Annotated in this window: 17 protein-coding genes; 13 read left to right on the forward strand and 4 right to left on the reverse strand. The window is 72.7% G+C overall.

Translation table 11 applies throughout. The features are described from left to right. Positions 1-60 precede the first annotated feature (60 nt). From V6U86_RS10745 to V6U86_RS10770, 6 genes are all read left to right on the forward strand, one after another. A complete protein-coding gene (locus V6U86_RS10745) occupies positions 61-648 on the forward strand; it encodes a 2Fe-2S iron-sulfur cluster-binding protein (protein ID WP_442934916.1) in 588 nt (195 codons plus the stop codon). Next, positions 645-1,628, forward strand: coding sequence for an FAD binding domain-containing protein (locus V6U86_RS10750; protein ID WP_334501453.1), 984 nt, complete (start codon positions 645-647; stop codon positions 1,626-1,628). Before V6U86_RS10745 ends, V6U86_RS10750 begins: the two co-directional genes overlap by 4 nt. Further along, entirely contained in the window at positions 1,625-3,715 is a 2,091-nt protein-coding gene (locus tag V6U86_RS10755; RefSeq protein ID WP_334501455.1) for a xanthine dehydrogenase family protein molybdopterin-binding subunit, read from the forward strand. The genes V6U86_RS10750 and V6U86_RS10755 overlap by 4 nt, the downstream gene beginning before the upstream one ends. 27 nt (positions 3,716-3,742) lie before the next feature. Continuing rightward, complete coding sequence (locus V6U86_RS10760; RefSeq protein ID WP_334501457.1) at positions 3,743-4,108, forward strand: ArsR/SmtB family transcription factor; 366 nt, start codon at positions 3,743-3,745, stop codon at positions 4,106-4,108. Further along, positions 4,108-4,749: an SRPBCC family protein gene (locus V6U86_RS10765; RefSeq protein ID WP_334501460.1), complete on the forward strand. Its 642-nt coding sequence runs from the start codon at positions 4,108-4,110 to the stop codon at positions 4,747-4,749. Before V6U86_RS10760 ends, V6U86_RS10765 begins: the two co-directional genes overlap by 1 nt. A gap of 111 nt (positions 4,750-4,860) precedes the next feature. Further along, positions 4,861-5,376 (forward strand): NUDIX domain-containing protein, encoded by a 516-nt coding sequence (locus V6U86_RS10770; RefSeq protein WP_334501462.1) that lies wholly within the window; start codon positions 4,861-4,863, stop codon positions 5,374-5,376. Between the two features lie 174 nt (positions 5,377-5,550). Here the strand turns inward: V6U86_RS10770 and V6U86_RS10775 are convergent, their stop codons facing one another. Together V6U86_RS10775 and V6U86_RS10780 are read right to left on the reverse strand one after the other, a co-directional pair. Beyond that, entirely contained in the window at positions 5,551-6,999 is a 1,449-nt protein-coding gene (locus V6U86_RS10775; RefSeq protein WP_334501465.1) for an ATP-binding protein, read from the reverse strand. A 40-nt stretch (positions 7,000-7,039) separates the two neighbouring features. Next, on the reverse strand, positions 7,040-8,698 hold the full coding sequence (locus V6U86_RS10780) for an FAD-dependent oxidoreductase (protein ID WP_334501467.1): 1,659 nt from the start codon (positions 8,696-8,698) through the stop codon (positions 7,040-7,042). Positions 8,699-8,849: 151 nt separating this feature from the next. On the opposite strand from V6U86_RS10780, the gene V6U86_RS10785 reads away from it, so the two are divergent. The 7 genes from V6U86_RS10785 to V6U86_RS10815 all read left to right on the forward strand — a co-directional run bounded on the left by V6U86_RS10785 (position 8,850) and on the right by V6U86_RS10815 (position 15,700). Next, positions 8,850-11,087, forward strand: coding sequence for a hypothetical protein (locus V6U86_RS10785; RefSeq protein ID WP_334501469.1), 2,238 nt, complete (start codon positions 8,850-8,852; stop codon positions 11,085-11,087). Positions 11,088-11,112: 25 nt separating this feature from the next. Next, positions 11,113-11,604, forward strand: coding sequence for an SsrA-binding protein SmpB (gene smpB, locus V6U86_RS10790; protein ID WP_334501472.1), 492 nt, complete (start codon positions 11,113-11,115; stop codon positions 11,602-11,604). Positions 11,605-11,799: 195 nt separating this feature from the next. Beyond that, a complete protein-coding gene (locus V6U86_RS10795; RefSeq protein WP_334501475.1) occupies positions 11,800-12,192 on the forward strand; it encodes an SCO5389 family protein in 393 nt (130 codons plus the stop codon). Positions 12,193-12,538: 346 nt separating this feature from the next. Further along, positions 12,539-12,961, forward strand: a complete 423-nt coding sequence (locus V6U86_RS10800) for a TOBE domain-containing protein (protein ID WP_334501478.1) — start codon at positions 12,539-12,541, stop codon at positions 12,959-12,961. After that, positions 12,958-13,785, forward strand: a complete 828-nt coding sequence (gene modA, locus V6U86_RS10805) for a molybdate ABC transporter substrate-binding protein (protein ID WP_334501480.1) — start codon at positions 12,958-12,960, stop codon at positions 13,783-13,785. The genes V6U86_RS10800 and modA overlap by 4 nt, the downstream gene beginning before the upstream one ends. Before the next feature lie 80 nt (positions 13,786-13,865). Further along, the gene (locus V6U86_RS10810; RefSeq protein ID WP_334501641.1) at positions 13,866-14,636 is read left to right on the forward strand and encodes an ABC transporter permease; all 771 of its coding nucleotides are present in this window, start codon (positions 13,866-13,868) and stop codon (positions 14,634-14,636) included. Continuing rightward, positions 14,633-15,700 (forward strand): ABC transporter ATP-binding protein, encoded by a 1,068-nt coding sequence (locus tag V6U86_RS10815; protein WP_334501482.1) that lies wholly within the window; start codon positions 14,633-14,635, stop codon positions 15,698-15,700. Before V6U86_RS10810 ends, V6U86_RS10815 begins: the two co-directional genes overlap by 4 nt. A 40-nt stretch (positions 15,701-15,740) precedes the next feature. Here the strand turns inward: V6U86_RS10815 and V6U86_RS10820 are convergent, their stop codons facing one another. Continuing rightward, on the reverse strand, positions 15,741-16,154 hold the full coding sequence (locus tag V6U86_RS10820; RefSeq protein ID WP_334501484.1) for a type II toxin-antitoxin system Phd/YefM family antitoxin: 414 nt from the start codon (positions 16,152-16,154) through the stop codon (positions 15,741-15,743). Between the two features lie 42 nt (positions 16,155-16,196). Continuing rightward, complete coding sequence (locus V6U86_RS10825) at positions 16,197-16,757, reverse strand: GNAT family N-acetyltransferase (RefSeq protein WP_334501486.1); 561 nt, start codon at positions 16,755-16,757, stop codon at positions 16,197-16,199. Positions 16,758-16,821: the final 64 nt, after the last annotated feature.

Consider the following 16,821-nt stretch of genomic DNA (forward strand, 5'->3'; position numbering starts at 1 on the left):
GGGGATGAAGAGCTTTGCGTTATTGGCACCGACATATACCGATAAGGCTAATCTGGCGCGGTGCAGGACGGACCGGAGAACGCGACGACGCCCGACGAGCGGCACTCGTCCCGGTTGACGCTCGACGTCAACGGCGCGTCCCGCGAGGTGACAGCGGACAACCGCACCACCCTGCTCGACGCGCTACGCGAACACCTCGACCTGACCGGGGCGAAGAAGGGCTGCGACCACGGCCAGTGCGGCTCCTGCACGGTGCTGCTGGACGGCCGCCGGGTGAAGAGCTGCCTGGTCTTCGCGGTCACCGTGGACGGCCGCTCGGTGGTGACCGTCGAAGGTCTGGCCGGGCCGGACGGACTGTCCCCGTTGCAGGCCGCGTTCGTCGCCCACGACGCGTTCCAGTGCGGCTACTGCACCCCCGGGCAGCTCTGCTCCGCCCGCGGCATGCTCGACGAGGTCGCCAAGGGATGGCCCAGCGCGGTCACCGACGACCTCGCCACGCCCGCCGAACTGACCGACGCGGAGATCCGCGAGCGGATGGCCGGCAACCTCTGCCGCTGCGCCGCGTACCCGCACATCGTCGCGGCCGTGCGCGAGACGGCGGGTGTGCAACCGCTGGCGGCCGACGCGACGAGGGCGGCGACGCGGTGAGGGCCTTCCGCTATCACCGGCCCGCCGACGTGGCGGAGGCGGTCGCCGTGCTGGCCGCCGAGCCGCAGGCCGCCTACCTGGGGGGCGGCACCAACCTGGTCGACCTCATGAAGCTCGGGGTGCAGCGCCCCGACGTGCTGGTGGACGTGACCCGACTCCCGCTCGACACCGTCGAGGAGCTGCCCGACGGCGGGCTGCGGATCGGCGCCACCGTCCGCAACAGCGACCTCGCCGCCCACCCGGTGGTGCGCCGCGACTACCCGGTGCTGGCCCGCGCCCTACTCGCCGCCGCCTCCGGGCAGCTGCGCAACATGGCGACCACCGGCGGCAACCTGTTACAGCGCACCCGCTGCGTCTACTTCCAGGACACCGGCAAGGCGTGCAACAAACGCGAGCCGGGTAGCGGTTGCGCCGCCCTGCACGGCCAGAACCGCGACCTGGCGGTGCTGGACTGGTCCGAGCAGTGCGTGGCCACCCACCCGTCCGACCTGGCCGTCGCGCTGGCCGCACTCGACGCCGTGGTGCAGGTGCACGAGTCCGACGGCGTCCGCGACATCCCGATCACCGACCTCTACCGCTCCCCCGGCAACCACCCGGAGCAGGAGACCACCCTGGCCCGGGGCGCGCTGATCACCGCCGTCCGGCTCCCGCCCCTGCCGGCCGCGCGCCGCTCCACGTACCTCAAGGTGCGCGACCGGGCCTCGTTCGCCTTCGCCGCAGGGTCGGTGGCCGCGGTGTTGGACCTCGACGGGGACGTGGTCCGCGATGTCCGTCTGGCGTACGGGGCGGTGGCACACCGGCCGTGGCGGGCGTACCGGGCCGAGGAGGAACTGCGCGGCCGTCCGTTCAGCCCGGACCTGGCGGCGCGTGCCGCCGACGCGGAGCTGGCCGAGGCGCGCCCGCTGCGGCACAACGGGTTCAAACTGCCGCTCACCCGGGCCATCACCGTGCGGGCACTCACCGAGCTGGCGTCGTCGTGAGCGCCGACGCGGTCGGCCGCGCGTACCCCCGATTGGAGGGACGCGAGAAGGTCACCGGCACAGCCCGGTACGCGGTGGAATACCCCGTGGACGGGGTCACCTACGGCTGGGCGGTGCCGTCGGCCGTGGTGCGGGGCCGGATCACCCGGATCGACACGACGATGGCGCTCGCGTCGCCCGGTGTGCTGGCCGTGCTGCACCACGGAAACGCGCCGCGGATCGCGCCCAGCCAGCAGACGGAACTGTGGCTGTTGCAGGAGCCGACGGTGCACTACCGGGGGCAGTACATCGCCGTCGTCGTAGCCACCAGCCTGGAGGCCGCCCGCGAGGGCGCCCGACTGGTCCGGATCGACTACGACACCGGCCCGCACAGCACGGTGCTCACCGATGACCACCCGGGCCTGTACAAGCCGGACCACGTCAACCCCAGTTATCCGACGGACACCGCCGAGGGCGACTTCGACGCCGGGTACGCGGCCGCCCCGGTACGGGTGGACGCCACGTACCGCACTCCGGCGTACCACAACAACCCGATGGAACCGCACGCCACGACGGCACAGTGGCACGACGGACGACTCCTGGTGCACGACTCCAACCAGGGCGCGTCGTCGGTACAGGCCACCCTCGCGGAGCTGTTCGCGCTGCCGCCGGAGTCGGTCCGGGTCGTCGCGCAGCACGTCGGCGGCGGTTTCGGCAGCAAGGGGTACGCCAAGGCCGCCGTGGTGCTGGCCGCCCTCGCCGCCCGACACGTGGACCGCCCGGTGAAGCTGGCGCTGACCCGCCAGCAACTGTTCGGCCCGGTCGGTTACCGCACCCCGACCATCCAGCGGGTCCGCCTCGCCGCCGACACCGACGGCCGGCTCACCGCCATCTGCCACGACGCGATCAGCCAGACCTCGACCATCCAGGAGTTCGCCGAGCAGACCGCCGTCTACACCCGCAGCATGTACGCCGCGCCCCACCGCCGCACCACGCACCGGCTGGTCCGCCTCGACGTGCCCACGCCGTTCTGGATGCGCGCCCCGGGCGAGTGCCCCGGCGCGTACGCCCTGGAGTCGGCGATGGACGAGCTGGCCGTCGCCGTCGGCATCGACCCGGTGGAGTTGCGCATCCGCAACGACACCGCTGTCGACCCCGACCAGGCGCGACCGTTCACCAGCCGCAACCTGGTGGCCTGCCTGCGCGAGGGCGCACAACGGTTCGGCTGGGCCGGCCGTGACCCGTCGCCCCGGTCCCGGCGCGACGGGCGTTGGCTGATCGGCACGGGGGTGGCCGCGTCCAGCTATCCGGCCCGGGCCCGGCCGTCGTCGGCGACGGCCACCGCCCGGCCCGACGGAAGCTTCCTGGTGCAGGTCAACGCCACCGACATCGGCACCGGCGCGCGGACAGCCATCTGGCAGGTGGCCGCCGACGCACTCGGGGTGCCGCCCGAACGGGTGGAGATCCACATCGGCGACAGCGCCCTGCCGACCGCACCGGTGGCCGGGGGCTCGATGGGGACCGCCAGCTGGAGCTGGGCGGTGATGCGGGCCGCTCAGGCGCTGCGCGAGAAGCTACGCGACGGCGTGCCGCCGACCGGCGAGGTGACCGCCGAGGCGGACACCACCGAGGAGGTGGGCGGGCAGCCGGCACTGCCCCGGTACGCGTACGGCGCGCAGTTCGTCGAGGTGCGGGTTGACGCGGACACCGGCGAGGTGCGGTTGAACCGGATGCTCGGCGTGTTCGCGGCGGGGCGCGTGGTGAACCCGACGACGGCGCGCAGCCAGCTCATCGGCGGCATGACGATGGGGCTGTCGATGGCGCTGCACGAGGAGGGTCTGCTCGACGAGCGGTACGGCGACTGGGTCAACCACGACCTGGCCACCTACCACATCACCGGTTGCGCGGACGTGGAGTCGATCGAGGCGTACTGGCTGGATGAGCGCGACGACGAGCTGAACCCGGCCGGGGTGAAGGGCATCGGCGAGGTCGGCATCGTCGGAGCCGCGGCGGCGGTCGCCAACGCGGTGCACCACGCGACCGGCGTACGGATCCGGGAGCTGCCCATCCGGTTGGACAAGCTCATCGGAGTATCGGAACTGGCTTAAATAAGCCGTCAGTGATACAACTGTCGCGTGCACGCCTTCGACGTGCTGGGCGATCCCGTCCGGCGCCGCATCCTGGAGCTGCTCGCCGACGGCGAGCAGACCGCCGGTGCGCTCAACGCGGTCATTCGCGAGGAGTTCGGCATCTCCCAGCCCGCCGTGTCCCAGCACCTCAAGGTGTTGCGCGACAACGGCTTCGCCACCGTACGACCGGAGGGCGCCCGGCGGCTCTACGCGGTCGACCCACGCCCACTGCGTGAGGTCGACGGCTGGCTGGAGCACTTCCGGCGGTTCTGGACCCCACCCCTGGCGGCACTCGCCACCGAGCTGGCCCGGGGTCGACGTGAGCGTCGACTGCGCGGGCCCGCCGACCCATCCGACGAGAGGAACACCTGATGTTCGACGCCACCGAGCAGATCAACGCCGTCCAGCGGAAGGTCGGCAGCCGCACCCTGGAAGCCGGCGAGGCGCGGGTCACCACGATCAGTCAGACCTACCAGGCGACGGCCGAGGACCTGTGGGACGCCTGCACCAACGCGGAGCGCATCCCGCGCTGGTTCCTGCCGATCTCGGGCGACCTGCGGCTGGGCGGCACGTACCACCTTGAGGGCAACGCCCACGGCACCATTGAAAGCTGCGAGCCGCCCCACCGCTTCACCGCCACCTGGGAGTTCGGCGACGAGGTGAGCTGGATCGAGGTGAGCGTCACCCCGGTCGACGGCGAGCGATCCCGCCTCGACCTGGACCACATCGCGCACGTCGACCAGGACCGGTGGGCCCAGTTCGGCCCGGGCGCGGTCGGTGTCGGGTGGGATCTCGGGCTGCTCGGCCTCGCCTCACACCTGGCCGCCGACGGCAGCGGGATCACCCCGGAGCAGGGTGCCGAGTGGACCGCCTCCGACGAGGGACGGCGGGCCATGGAGCTGAGCAGCCACCTGTGGTGCGAGGCGAGCATCGCCGCCGGCACCGACGCCGACGAGGCCAAGGCCGCCGCCGAACGCACCACCGCCTTCTACACCGGCGCCCCGGCGGCCTGATTCCGCGCGGGGGCGCGGCGGCCTGATCCGGAACGGGGGCGCGGCGGCCTGATCCGGGACGAGGGCGGCGGCGCGGCGGCCGGGGCGGCGATCGGAGTAACGTGCTGCGGCATGACCGGCACGCCGTACTCGCACTGTTCCTACTGCGGCGCCGCCTACCCGGCGACCGCCGGATGGCCACGGGTCTGCGCGGTCTGCGGCGAGACCGTCTGGCGCAACCCGCTGCCCGTGGCGGTCGCGGTGCTGCCGGTCCGCACGGCCGAGGGCCTGGGTGTGGTGGTGGTCCGCCGGGACATCGAGCCGGCCCGCGGCCTGCTCGCGCTGCCCGGCGGCTTCATCGAGTACGGCGAGGAGTGGTCCGACGCGCTCGTCCGTGAGCTGCGGGAGGAGACCGGCCTGATCGCGGCGGCCGAGGACGCCCGCCTGTTCGCGGTGCACGGCGCACCCGCGGGCGGCACGATGATGATCTTCGGAGTGTTGCCCGAGCGTGCGGCCGAGGAGCTGCCACCGTCGGCGCCGACCGAGGAGGCGACCGAGTGGTTGGTGCTCACCGACCCGGTCGAGTTGGCGTTCTCCACCCACACCCGGGTGCTCGCCGACTTCCTCACCCCCGGTCGCCAGGCCTGACCCCGACACCCGCCCGGCCGACCGTCCAAGATCGCGCTCGATCCTTGTTGTAGTGGCATCAACAACCGTCGAGACCACTACAACAAGGATCCAGCATGACCTTGAGGCGCGCCACGAGGCCGACCCGCCCGCGTGGCGGCGGGGATCATGAACGCCGGCGATCGCCCACTGTCCCTAGGTGGTCGGGACGTCGTCCGTCGGGCTCTCGCTGATCGGCAGCAGGACCCGGAAGGTGGTCCGCCCCGGCTCGGTCTCCACCCGGATGTCACCGTGGTGTTTGTGCACCACGATCCGGTACGAGATGTCCAGCCCCAGACCGGTGCCCGCGCCGACCGGCTTCGTGGTGAAGAACGGTTCGAAGATGCGCGGGCGCACCTCCGGCGGGATGCCCGGCCCGGTGTCGGTGATCTCCACCGCCAACAGGTCGCCGACCCGACCGGTGCGGACGGTCAGCACACCCTTCTCCCCCATCGCGCCCAACGCGTTGTCGATCAGGTTGGTCCACACCTGGTTCAGCTCGGCCGCGTACGCCGGGACCGGTGGGAGGGACCGGTCGTACTCGCGGACCAGCTTGACCTCGGCGGGAATCTTGCCCTTGAACATCACCAGCGTGGCGTCGAGCAGGTCGTGCACGTCCACCACCCGGTGCGGCGCGCGGTCCAGCTGTGAGTACTGCTTGGCGGCGCCCACCAGCCCGGAGATCCGGGTGACCGCGTCGCCGATCTCGCGCATCAGCAGCTCGGTGTCGACGGTGTAGGTGAGCCAGCGCACCGCCGCCTCCAGATCGGCGGCCCCGACCGCGGCCTTCACCTGCGCCAACCAGGCCGCGTCGAGCCCGCCGCCGACCAGGATCGGCGCCAGATCCCAGGCCCCGCCGACCCCGTGCTCCTCCAGCCAGTCGGTGAGGGTGTCCTCCGCGTCGGCCGTCGCCATCGGCGTCAACTTCGGCGCGGTGGCCACCCGGGCGACCGCTTCCTCCTGCAACGAGACCAGGCCGTGCAGGGCGCTGCCGTCGAGCCGCCCGTCGGCGATCATGGCGAGCTTGTGCCGCATCCCGGCGACCCGGTCCCGCAGCACCGACGTGGCCCGTACCGCCGCCGCGGCCGGGTTGTTCAGCTCGTGCGTCAGCCCCGCCGAGAGCGAACCGAGGGCCAACAGCCGCTCCCGCTCACCGACGATGGCCTGACTGTCCCGCATCCCAAAGAACAGCCCCTCCAACAGGTGCATGGGCATCGGGAACCAGGACCGCAGGGCGTACGCGAAATCCTCCGCCGGCAGCACGAAGAAATCCGAGTCGGTCACCGCCCGCAGGCTGTTGCGGTAGATCTGCTCGACCTGCTCACCCAGGTACGCCTGGGTGGCCCCGCCGTACACCCCGCGCTGATCGGTCCGGCTGACCTCGACGTCGTCGCCGCGCACCACACGACTCAACGCCACCGCCCCGCGCACCAGCACGAAGAAGCAGGTCGCGGGCTCGCCCTCGCCGTACACGAGGGTGCCGCCGGCGCGCTGCTCGACCCGGCCGTGCTCTGCCAGCCAGTCGAGCTGCCCGTCGTCGAGCGCCTCAAAGAGGAACAGGGTGCGCAACTGCGCCGGGGTCAGCCGGTCAGACTCGGTGGTCACTGGGACTCCTTCGCTCGCAAAACCGGCTCACTCCTCGCGCTCACTGGGCCTCCAGGTAGCGGTGCACCAACGACACCGCCATCGCGCCCTCGCCGACGGCTGAGGCGACCCGCTTGACCGACTCGGCCCGCACGTCCCCGGCGGCGAACACGCCCGGAACGCTGGTCTCCAGGTGGTACGGGTCGCGCGACAGCGACCAGCCGGCCGGTCGCCGCCCCCCGGCGAGGAGGTCCGGGCCGGTCACGATGAAGCCACGCTCGTCGCGGACCAGCACCCCGTCCAGCCAGTCGGTGCGGGGCTCCGCACCGATGAAGATGAACAGCCACGAGGTGTCGACCGAGCGGGCCTCCCCGGTGCGGGTGTCGCAGAGGATGAGTCGTTCCAGGTGGTCCTCCCCCGCCGCGCCGACCACGGCGGTGTGCGGGTGCACGGTGATCTTGTCGATCCGTTCCAGCTGGTCGATCAGGTAACGCGACATCGAGGCGGTCAGGTCCGCACCCCGGATGAGCAGGTGCACCCTGGCCGCGTACCGGGAGAAGTGGACCGCCGCCTGACCGGCGGAGTTGGCCCCGCCGACGATGTAGACGTCCTGCTCGACGCAGCTCGGCGCCTCGGTGGCGGCGGCACCGTAGAACACGCCCCGCCCGGTGAAGTCGGCCAGCCCCGGGGCATCGAGCACCCGGTACGACACGCCGGTGGCCAGCACCACGGTGTGCGCGGCGATCTCGGTGCCGTCGCCGAAGCGCAGCAGCCGGGCGCCGCCGGCCTCGCTGAGACCGACCACCTCGCGGGCGCTGAGCAGCTCGGCACCGAACTTGACCGCCTGCCGCCGGGCCCGGTCGGTCAACTGTGCGCCGGACACACCGTCCGGGAAGCCCAGGTAGTTCTCGATCCGGCTGCTCTGCCCGGCCTGACCGCCGGTGGCTCGTCGCTCCACGAGCACGGTGCGCAGCCCCTCCGACGCGCCGTACACCGCCGAGCCGAGACCGGCGGGGCCACCACCGATCACCACCAGGTCGTAGAAGTCACACGCCGGCACCACGGTCAACCCGGCCAGGGCGGCCAACTCGGCCTCACTCGGGGCGACCAACGCCTTACCCTCGGGCGTCACCACCAGCGGGACGTCCGCCTCGGTGGCCCCGGCCGCGTCGAGCAACCGGACACCCTCCGGGTCGTCGGACAACAGCCACCGGTACGGCACCAGATTGCGGGCCAGGAAGTCCCGGACCTTGAACGACGGCGCGGACCAGCGGTGCCCGACGACCCGGATCTCGACGGTCGCCGCGTCCGGGCTGACCGCCCACGCCTCCAGCAGCCCGTCGACCACCGGGTACAGCTTCTCCTCCGGCGGGTGCCAGGGCTTGAGCAGGTAGTGGTCCAGGTCGACCACGTTGATGGCCTCGATCGCGGCGTCGGTGTCCGCGTACGCGGTGAGCAGCACCCGACGGGCGGCCGGGAAGATGTCCATCGCCGCTTCGAGGAACTCGACGCCTGTCATCTCCGGCATCCGGTGGTCGGCCAGCAGCAGCGCCACCTGTTCGCCGCGCAGCTTGACCTCGCGCAGCGCGTCCAGCGCCTCCGGGCCGGAGGAGGCTCGCAACACCCGATAGCGGTCGCCGTAGCGGCGCCGGATGTCGCGGGCGACCGCCCGGGACACCACGGGGTCGTCGTCGACGGTCAGGATCACCGGGTTCGCCATGGCGCCATGAAATCACCTGTCAAGGGTCGACCGCACCATCGGCCGGGCCCGGTCCACGGTTGATCGCCTCGCAGAGGGGTAAGCCGGGGAGCCGCGCGGGTGGCCAGACATCGACGACCCGCCCGGTTGCCGCGCACACCTCGGGGGGCCCATGGCGGACGCGACACCGACCGGACCGGCGACGTCGGCCGGGATCGTGGAGCTGCGGGTGCACGGTGTCTCCGGCGCGGGCGCGGACCAGGTGTTGAACCGGCCGTACGTGCACCAGGTCGCCGGGGACCGCAGCGGAGGGTTCTTCCGACCGCGTCCCGGCTATCCGGACTCCACCGGGACCGACGGGGTGACGCTGGAGGCGTACCGCTGGAGTGACCTGCCGTCCGGCACGGCCGTGCGGACGTTGTCGCTGGTCTTCCTGCTGCCGTTCATGCTCTGCAACGTGGCGCTCTGGATGCGCCCGGCGGAGACCGCTTCGAAGCGCGGCTTCATGGCGCTGTGCCGGGTGCTCGCGCTCACCCTCACCGCGCTCTACGTGCTCTCCATCGTCGGGGTGGCGCTGGATCTGATCGCGTGGCGCTGCATGGACACCCCGTCGTGCCTGGCCGGCCGGAGCTGGCTGTCCTGGCTCGGCGGACGCCCGCCCGGGCTGCGCCTGGGTGTGCTGGCGCTCGTGCCGGTCACCGCCATCGGGGTCGTCTGGTGGCTGGGCGCTCGCCCGAGCCATTCGTTCGACGCGTTCCGGACGCCGGCGACCCCGACGTCGAAGCACCAGTTGAGCGCCGTCGGCCAGTGGGACGGCGAACCGCTGGTGGGTCGACTGCGCTCGGTCCACGTCGCGGCGGCGTTCGCCACCCTGAGCGGCAGCCTGTTGGCCGCACGCGCCAGCCAGCACCGCTCGTGGGCGATGGTGGTCCTGCTGGCGGCCACCGGGGCGGTGCTGCTGGCGTGCCTGGTCCTGGTCACCGTGGTGGCGAGCATCGACCACACCGATCCGTCGCCCCGGGTGGACGGCGTCTGTCGCGGGCTGCGCACGATCGCCGGCGGCGTGACGATGCTGGTGATCGTGCACGTCGTCATCAGCCCGGCGCCGTGGCCGCAGGGCGGTGCGCTGCCCGGTTACGGCGCGATCGTGGCCTGGCTGTTCGTCAGCCAGACCGTGCTGGTGGTCGCGCTCGCCGCCCTGGTGATCTGGCGGCGGGGTGGTGGGCAGCGCCGGTCACCTCTGCGCGCGTTGGGGTCGCCGGTCTTCATGACGATCTCGGCCGGGCTGGCCGTGGCGTTCTCCGCCGAGCTGGTCTACCGGGTGGCGGATCTGCTCGACCGCGACGGAACGACGGCGGACCACCTGGCGACCAGCCCCCCGCTGGCGTACAAGTGGGCGATCTTCGGGTTTTTCCTGGCCGTGGTGACCGCTCTGCTGGTGGCCGCTCTGGTCACCAGGATGACCCGGGGTCGGCGGCGGCGGGCCGCGCGGGCGATCGTGGCCGCCGACTTTCCGCACGCCCCGCCGCAGGCGGCGGACCGGCTGCGGCGGGTCGAGCAGACGGTGGCCCGGGCCCGTTTCACCGAGAATCTGGAACCGCTCTCCGTGGTGTACGCCGGCCTGGCGGCGCTCGGCCTGGCCACCAGCGTGCTCGGCCTGCTCCAGCTCCCACCGGGTGACGTGGCGCAGCACTACGTCGGAGTGCCGGAGGGCATGGTCAACTTCCTGATCGGGTCGGGTAGCTATGTCATCGCCGCGATCCTTCTCGGCCTGGTGGTGGGCGGCATCTTCGCGTACCGGACAGCGCAGTTCCGTCGGTACGTGGGTGTGCTCTGGGATCTGGGCACCTTCTGGCCCCGGGCGGCGCACCCGTTCGCCCCGCCCTGCTATGCCGAGCGGGCCGTGCCGGAGCTGGCCAAGCGGATCTCCTACCTGGTGGAGCAGGGGCAGGGTGTGCTGCTGGCCGGGCACAGCCACGGCTCGGTGCTGCTCGCCGCCACGGTGCTGCAACTACCCACCCGGATCACCGAACGGGTCGCCCTGCTGACCTACGGGTCGCCGCTGGGCCGGCTGTACTCCCGGCTGTTCCCGGCGTACGCCGACGAGCCGGCGCTGCGGGAGATCGGTGAGCGGGTCGGCTGGCGCTGGATCAACCTGTGGCGCGACACCGACCCGATCGGCGGCTGGATCTTCGCCGCCCACCGGCCCGGAAAGGCCGAGACGCTGACCGGGCCGGCGGCGACCGTGGATCGCCGGTTGGTCGACCCGCAGGACGTGGTGCCGGCACCCAGTGACAGCGTTCCCCCGCCGATCCTGGGCCACTGGCCGTGTGAGTCGCAGGAGGCGTTCGACGAGGCGGTACGGGAGCTGACCGGGCGTCTGCGCCCCGAACACCGGACGACCGGCTGAGGCGGCGGCCGGATATCGTCGCGGGGTGAGCCCGTCCACGCCGCCCGCCCGCCGGTTGATCGCCTCGAACAAGAAGGCCCGGCACGAGTACGAGGTGCTGCGCACGTACGAGGCGGGCATCGTGCTCGTCGGCACCGAGGTGAAGTCGCTGCGCGAGGGGCGGGCTTCACTGGTGGACGCGTTCGCACACGAGCGCGACGGTGAGATCGTGCTGTACGGCCTGCACATCGCCGAGTACGCCTACGGCACGTGGACCAACCACGCTCCACGCCGCAACCGCAAGCTGCTGCTGCACCGGGCCGAGATCGACCGGATCCTGGACAAGGTCCGCGAGGGCGGGGTGACCCTGGTCCCGCTGTCGATGTACTTCGAGAACGGCTTTGCCAAGGTCGAGTTGGCCCTGGCCAAGGGCAAGCGCTCCTACGACAAGCGGCAGACGATGGCCGAGCGGGACGCCAACCGGGAGATCGCCCGCGAGCTGGGCCGGCACCTCAAGGGCCACCCCCGCCGGCCCTGACGCCAACGCGGTTGGGTCCGCACGCGCTCTTGGCGGGGCGCCGTCGATCTTCGTCGTGGGCGCGCTCGTATCTGCGGTGCCTGTGGGTCGCGGCGTGGCGCGCCGGGACATCGTTGACGTCATCCGAGAGACGTGATCTGCTCAGTCGACGCCGTTGTTGAAAACGGTAATCATTAACTGATACGGAGGAGAACCATGTCGCTCACCGTCCCGCCCGCCCTGCTCGACGCCGCCGAACGCGGCCCCATCGACGACGACGCGTTCATCGCCTGCGTCCGCGACTCGCTGCCGTACGCCTGGGCCACCGTCAGCCGGGTGGTCGCCGAACTGGAGGCCGGTGACGACGACCTGGCCGACAACGTCGTCCCGCCGCCCACCGACGCCGACCGGGGGCAACTGCTCCGGGCGCTGGCCAGCGACGCCATCCGCGCCGGCCTGGAACGGCACTTCGGCGTACGCCTGGCCTTCCAGAACTGCCACCGCGTCGCCGCGTTCCGCCCGTCGGCCGTCGACGGGGAGCGCTACCGCCGTTTCGTGTCGACCCGTGGCCAACTGCTCAACCAGTCGCCGGAGCTGCGCAACTGCTGACCCTCCCGACGGGCGGGCTCCCACGAGCCCGCCCGTCGTCGTACGCCCCGCCCCAATCCCGCCCCCGCCCCACCCACGGCCACGCCCACGCCCACGGCCACCGCCACGGCCACGGCCACGGCCACGGCAAGATCGTGCTCGAACCAGGATGTAGTGGCCTCATCGATACGCCGACACCACTACTTCCTGGTTCGAGCACGATCTTGTGGACGTGACCCAAGGGATCCACAGGCGCGTCAAGGCATCGAGCGCAGACGCAAGTGCTGGCGCGATCACCCCATCGCCTATGCAACTACCGTCCATTTGAGGCCTTCACCCTGGTAGGTGCGAACGTTAAGGTGAGCGGGTGACGACGTACCGGATCGGTGAGGCGGCCGACCTGCTCGGTGTCAGCAGTGACACGATTCGCCGCTGGGTGGACACCGGGCGACTGACAGCCGGGCGTGACGAGCACGGTCACCGGGTGATCGACGGCGTCGACCTTGCCGCGTTCGCCCGCGCTCAGGCCGCCGACCCGGACGCGGGCACCGAACTCTCCTCAGCCCGCAACAGGCTGCGCGGCATCGTCGTCGATGTCCGGAAGGACACGGTGATGGCCCAGGTCGACATCCAGGCCGGCCCGTTCCGGGTTGTGTCGCTGATGAGCCGGGAGGCCGTCGACGAGCTCGACCTGCGGGTCGGGTCGGTGGCCGTCGCGGTGATCAAGTCAACCACGGTGGTGGTGGAGCGGGCCGCACCCGCCACCACAAGGGGGAGGTCGGGCGGATGAACGCGCTCCCGGGAGCGCTCCTGGATCAACCGGGCGATCCGCGCAGAAGGCGCACAGCGGTGGCCGTACTGGTGTCGGCCGGCCTGGCGCTGGCCGGGTGCGGCGCGGGCGACGACGGGGCGGCCGGCGGCAGCGGGGACGGCCAGGTTTCCGGCGCGGTGACCGTGTTCGCGGCGGCCTCGCTGACCGAGTCGTTCACCCGCCTCGGGAAGGACTTCGAGGCCGCCAACCCGGGCAGCAGGGTAACCCTGAACTTCGCCGGCAGCTCAGCACTGGCCAACCAGATCAACCAGGGCGCGCCGGCGGACGTGTTCGCCTCGGCCGCGCTGGCGAACATGACCACGGTCACCGAGGCGGGCAATGCCGACGGCACACCGAGCACCTTCGCCCGCAACCAGTTGGTCATCGCGGTGCCCCGGGGCAACCCGGCAGGCGTGAGGGGGCTGGCCGACGTGAGCGGGCCTGGCGTGAAGGTGGCGCTCTGCGCCGACCAGGTGCCCTGCGGCGCGGCGGCCCGCACCGCCCTGGACGCGGCCGGTGTCGCGCTGACGCCGGTCACTCTGGAGCAGGACGTCAGGGGCGCGCTCGCGAAGGTGAAGCTCGGCGAGGTCGACGCTGCTCTGGTCTACCGGACCGACGTGCGAGCGGCGAACGCCGACGTGACCGCTGTGGAGTTCCCCGAGTCGGCGCGGGCGGTCAACGACTACCCGATCGTCGCGCTGAAGGACGCTCCGAACCCGGCCGGCGCACGGGCCTTCGTCGCGTACGTCCGCTCGGCGCCGGCGCAGACGGTCCTCGCCGAGGCGGGGTTCCAGGCCCCGTGAGGCAGGTCCGCGACGACACCGCACGCGAGCGTGACGACGCGGCACGCGAGCGCCGGGCCACGCCGCGACGGCGGGGGCGGGTGCCGGCGGCGCTGCTGATCCCCGCCGGGTTGGGGCTGCTCTTCCTCGTCCTGCCGTTGGCCGGGCTGGTGATCCGGGCACCGTGGACCACCCTGCCCCAGCGGCTCACCGAGCCGGGCGCGTTGACCGCCCTGCGGCTGTCGGTGCAGACCGCCACCCTGGCCACCGCGCTCTGCCTGCTGCTCGGGGTGCCGCTCGCCTGGGTGCTGGCCCGGGTCGAGTTCCCCGGCCGCCGGCTGGTGCGCGCGCTGGTCACCGTGCCGCTGGTGCTGCCGCCGGTGGTCGGCGGGGTGGCGCTGTTGCTGGTCTTCGGCCGGCGTGGGCTGCTCGGCGGCTGGCTCGACGCCACCTTCGGCGTCACCCTGCCGTTCACCACCGCGGGTGTCGTGCTGGCCGAGTCGTTCGTGGCCATGCCGTTCCTGGTGATTGCCGTCGAGGGTGCGCTGCGCGCCGCCGACCACCGCTACGAGGAGGCCGCCGCGACGTTGGGCGCCAGCCGGTGGACCGCCTTCACCCACGTCACGCTGCCGTTGGTGGCGCCCGGGTTGGCCGCCGGGGCGGTGCTCTGCTGGGCGCGGGCGCTCGGCGAGTTCGGTGCCACCATCACCTTCGCCGGCAACTATCCCGGCCGTACGCAGACCATGCCGCTCGCCGTCTACCTCGCGTTGGAGACCGACCTGGAGTCCGCGATCGTGCTCAGCCTGGTGCTGCTCGTCGTGTCGGTGGGCATCCTGGTCGCGTTGCGCGAGCGCTGGATGAGCAGCGCATGAGCGAGGCGCTGCTGGACGCCCGGCTCGTCGTCGACCGGGGCGCCTTCCGACTCGACGTGCCGTTGCGGGTCGCGCCCGGCGAGGTGGTGGCGCTGCTCGGCCCGAACGGGGCCGGCAAGACCACCGCGCTGCGCGCGCTGGCCGGGCTGCATCCGCTCACCGCCGGTCACGTCACCCTCGACGCCGTCGACCTGGACCGCCCGGCGACGCGCGCCTGGGTGCCCACCGAGCGCCGGCCGATCGGCGTGGTCTTCCAGGACTACCTGCTCTTTCCGCACCTCAGCGCGTTGGACAATGTGGCCTTCGGGCCGCGCCGGCACGGCGTCGAGCGGCGGGCCGCCCGCGCCACGGCCCGGGAGTGGCTGACTCGGGTGGGGCTCGACGCGCAGGCGCAACGCCGGCCCCGGCAGCTCTCCGGCGGTCAGGCGCAGCGGGTGGCGCTGGCCCGCGCGCTGGCCGTGACACCGTCGCTGCTGCTGCTGGACGAGCCACTCGCCGCGCTGGACGCCCGCACCCGGCTGGACACCCGCGCGGAGCTGCACCGGCACCTGTCCGCGCACCCGGGCGCAACGGTGCTGGTCACCCACGACCCGCTGGACGCGCTGGCGCTGGCCGACCGGCTGGTCATCGTCGAGGGTGGTCGGGTGGTGCAGGAGGGCGACGGGCCGAGCGTCACCGCCCGCCCGCGCACCGACTATGTCGCCCGGCTGGTCGGGTTGAATCTGTACCGGGGACGCGCCGATGGGCACGGGGTGCGGGTTTCACCGGAGCTGACCCTCACGGTCGCCGACCGGTTGGACGGCGAAGCGTTCGTGGCGTTCCGCCCGGCCGCGGTGGCGCTGCACCCGGCCCGGCCGGAGGGCAGCGCGCGCAACACCTGGGCGGGCACGGTGTCTGGCGTCCAGCGACACGGTGACAACGTGCGGGTGCAACTGGACGGGCCGATCGGGGTGGCCGCCGACGTCACGCCGGCCGCCGCCGCCCAGCTGCGGCTGATCCCGGGCCAACTGGTGTGGGTGGCGGTCAAGGCGGCCGAGACCCACGCGTACCCGGCCACCGGCTGACCCCGGGCCGCTGACCAGCCCGGGCCGGCGCGGACACGGGTCAGCCGGCGAGCAGGTCGTTGTGCGCGGCGCGCAGCCGGGCCAGCGTCGGGTCGCTGCCCGGGACGACCCGGCGATCCAGCTCGGCCCACACCTCGGCCAGCGCCGCGCGGACCGCACTCAGCTCGGCGGCGTGCCGCTGGCTGCTGCGTCGGTGCTGCTCGTCGAGACGCCGGGCCCAGCCGGCGGTGACCGTGGCGAGCCGGTCGGCGTCGGCGCGGGCCTGCGCGCCGCTGCGGGCCGCCGCGGCGGGGACGATCGCGGCGACCGGGCGAGGGTCGCCGTCGCGGGTGACGACGGTGACGGCGTCGGTCAGCTCGGCCAGCGCGACGAGCTGGCTGAACCGGGTGCGCGCCTCACGCAGCGGCACGGAACGCGGCGGGTCGGAATGAGGGGTGAGCGCGGGGACGGCCATGGATGCATGGTGCCGCCCGGGTACGACAACTATTCGCTGTCGTCAGTGGACGGTGCGTGGCGGGGCGGCCCACTCGTCGGCCAGCACCGACCAGACCTCAAGGTCGATGCGACCGTGCGGACCGGGGCTGACCTGGCGCAACGTGCCGTCCAGGCGCAGGCCGAGCCGACGCGCGAGGGCCTTGCTGCGGGTGTTGTCGGCGTTGGTCCGCCACTCCACCCGCTGGATGCCGCGCTCGCGCACCGCCCAGTCGACGATCCGGCGGACCGCCGGCGCGACCATGCCCTTCCCCTCGGCTGCCGGCTCCACCCAGCAGCCGACCTCGCAGACACCCCGGGTCACGTCGAACGACACGAGCAGGACCCCGCCGACCAGCGTGCCGCGCCACCACAGCCCCCAGATGCCGCCGCTGTCGCTGGCCCACCGGTCGGCGTACCGCTGCAGCACCGCTCGGGCCGACGACAGGTCGGTGGCCACGAAGGTCGGCGACACCCACGGCTGGATGTGCTCGCGGGCCCGATCGAGGTTGGCGAGGAACTCCTCGGCCCGCCACGGCTCCAGCGGGCGCAGCTCGACATCCTCGGTCAGCGGTAGGGCGAACACCGGGCCTCCAGCAGAGGTGCGCTTCCAACGACGGGTAGCAGGCTCGCACAGGCGCCGAGCCGGT

It is taken from the genome of Micromonospora sp. CPCC 205558, assembly GCF_036902955.1.
Taxonomy (GTDB): Bacteria; Actinomycetota; Actinomycetes; order Mycobacteriales; family Micromonosporaceae; genus Micromonospora.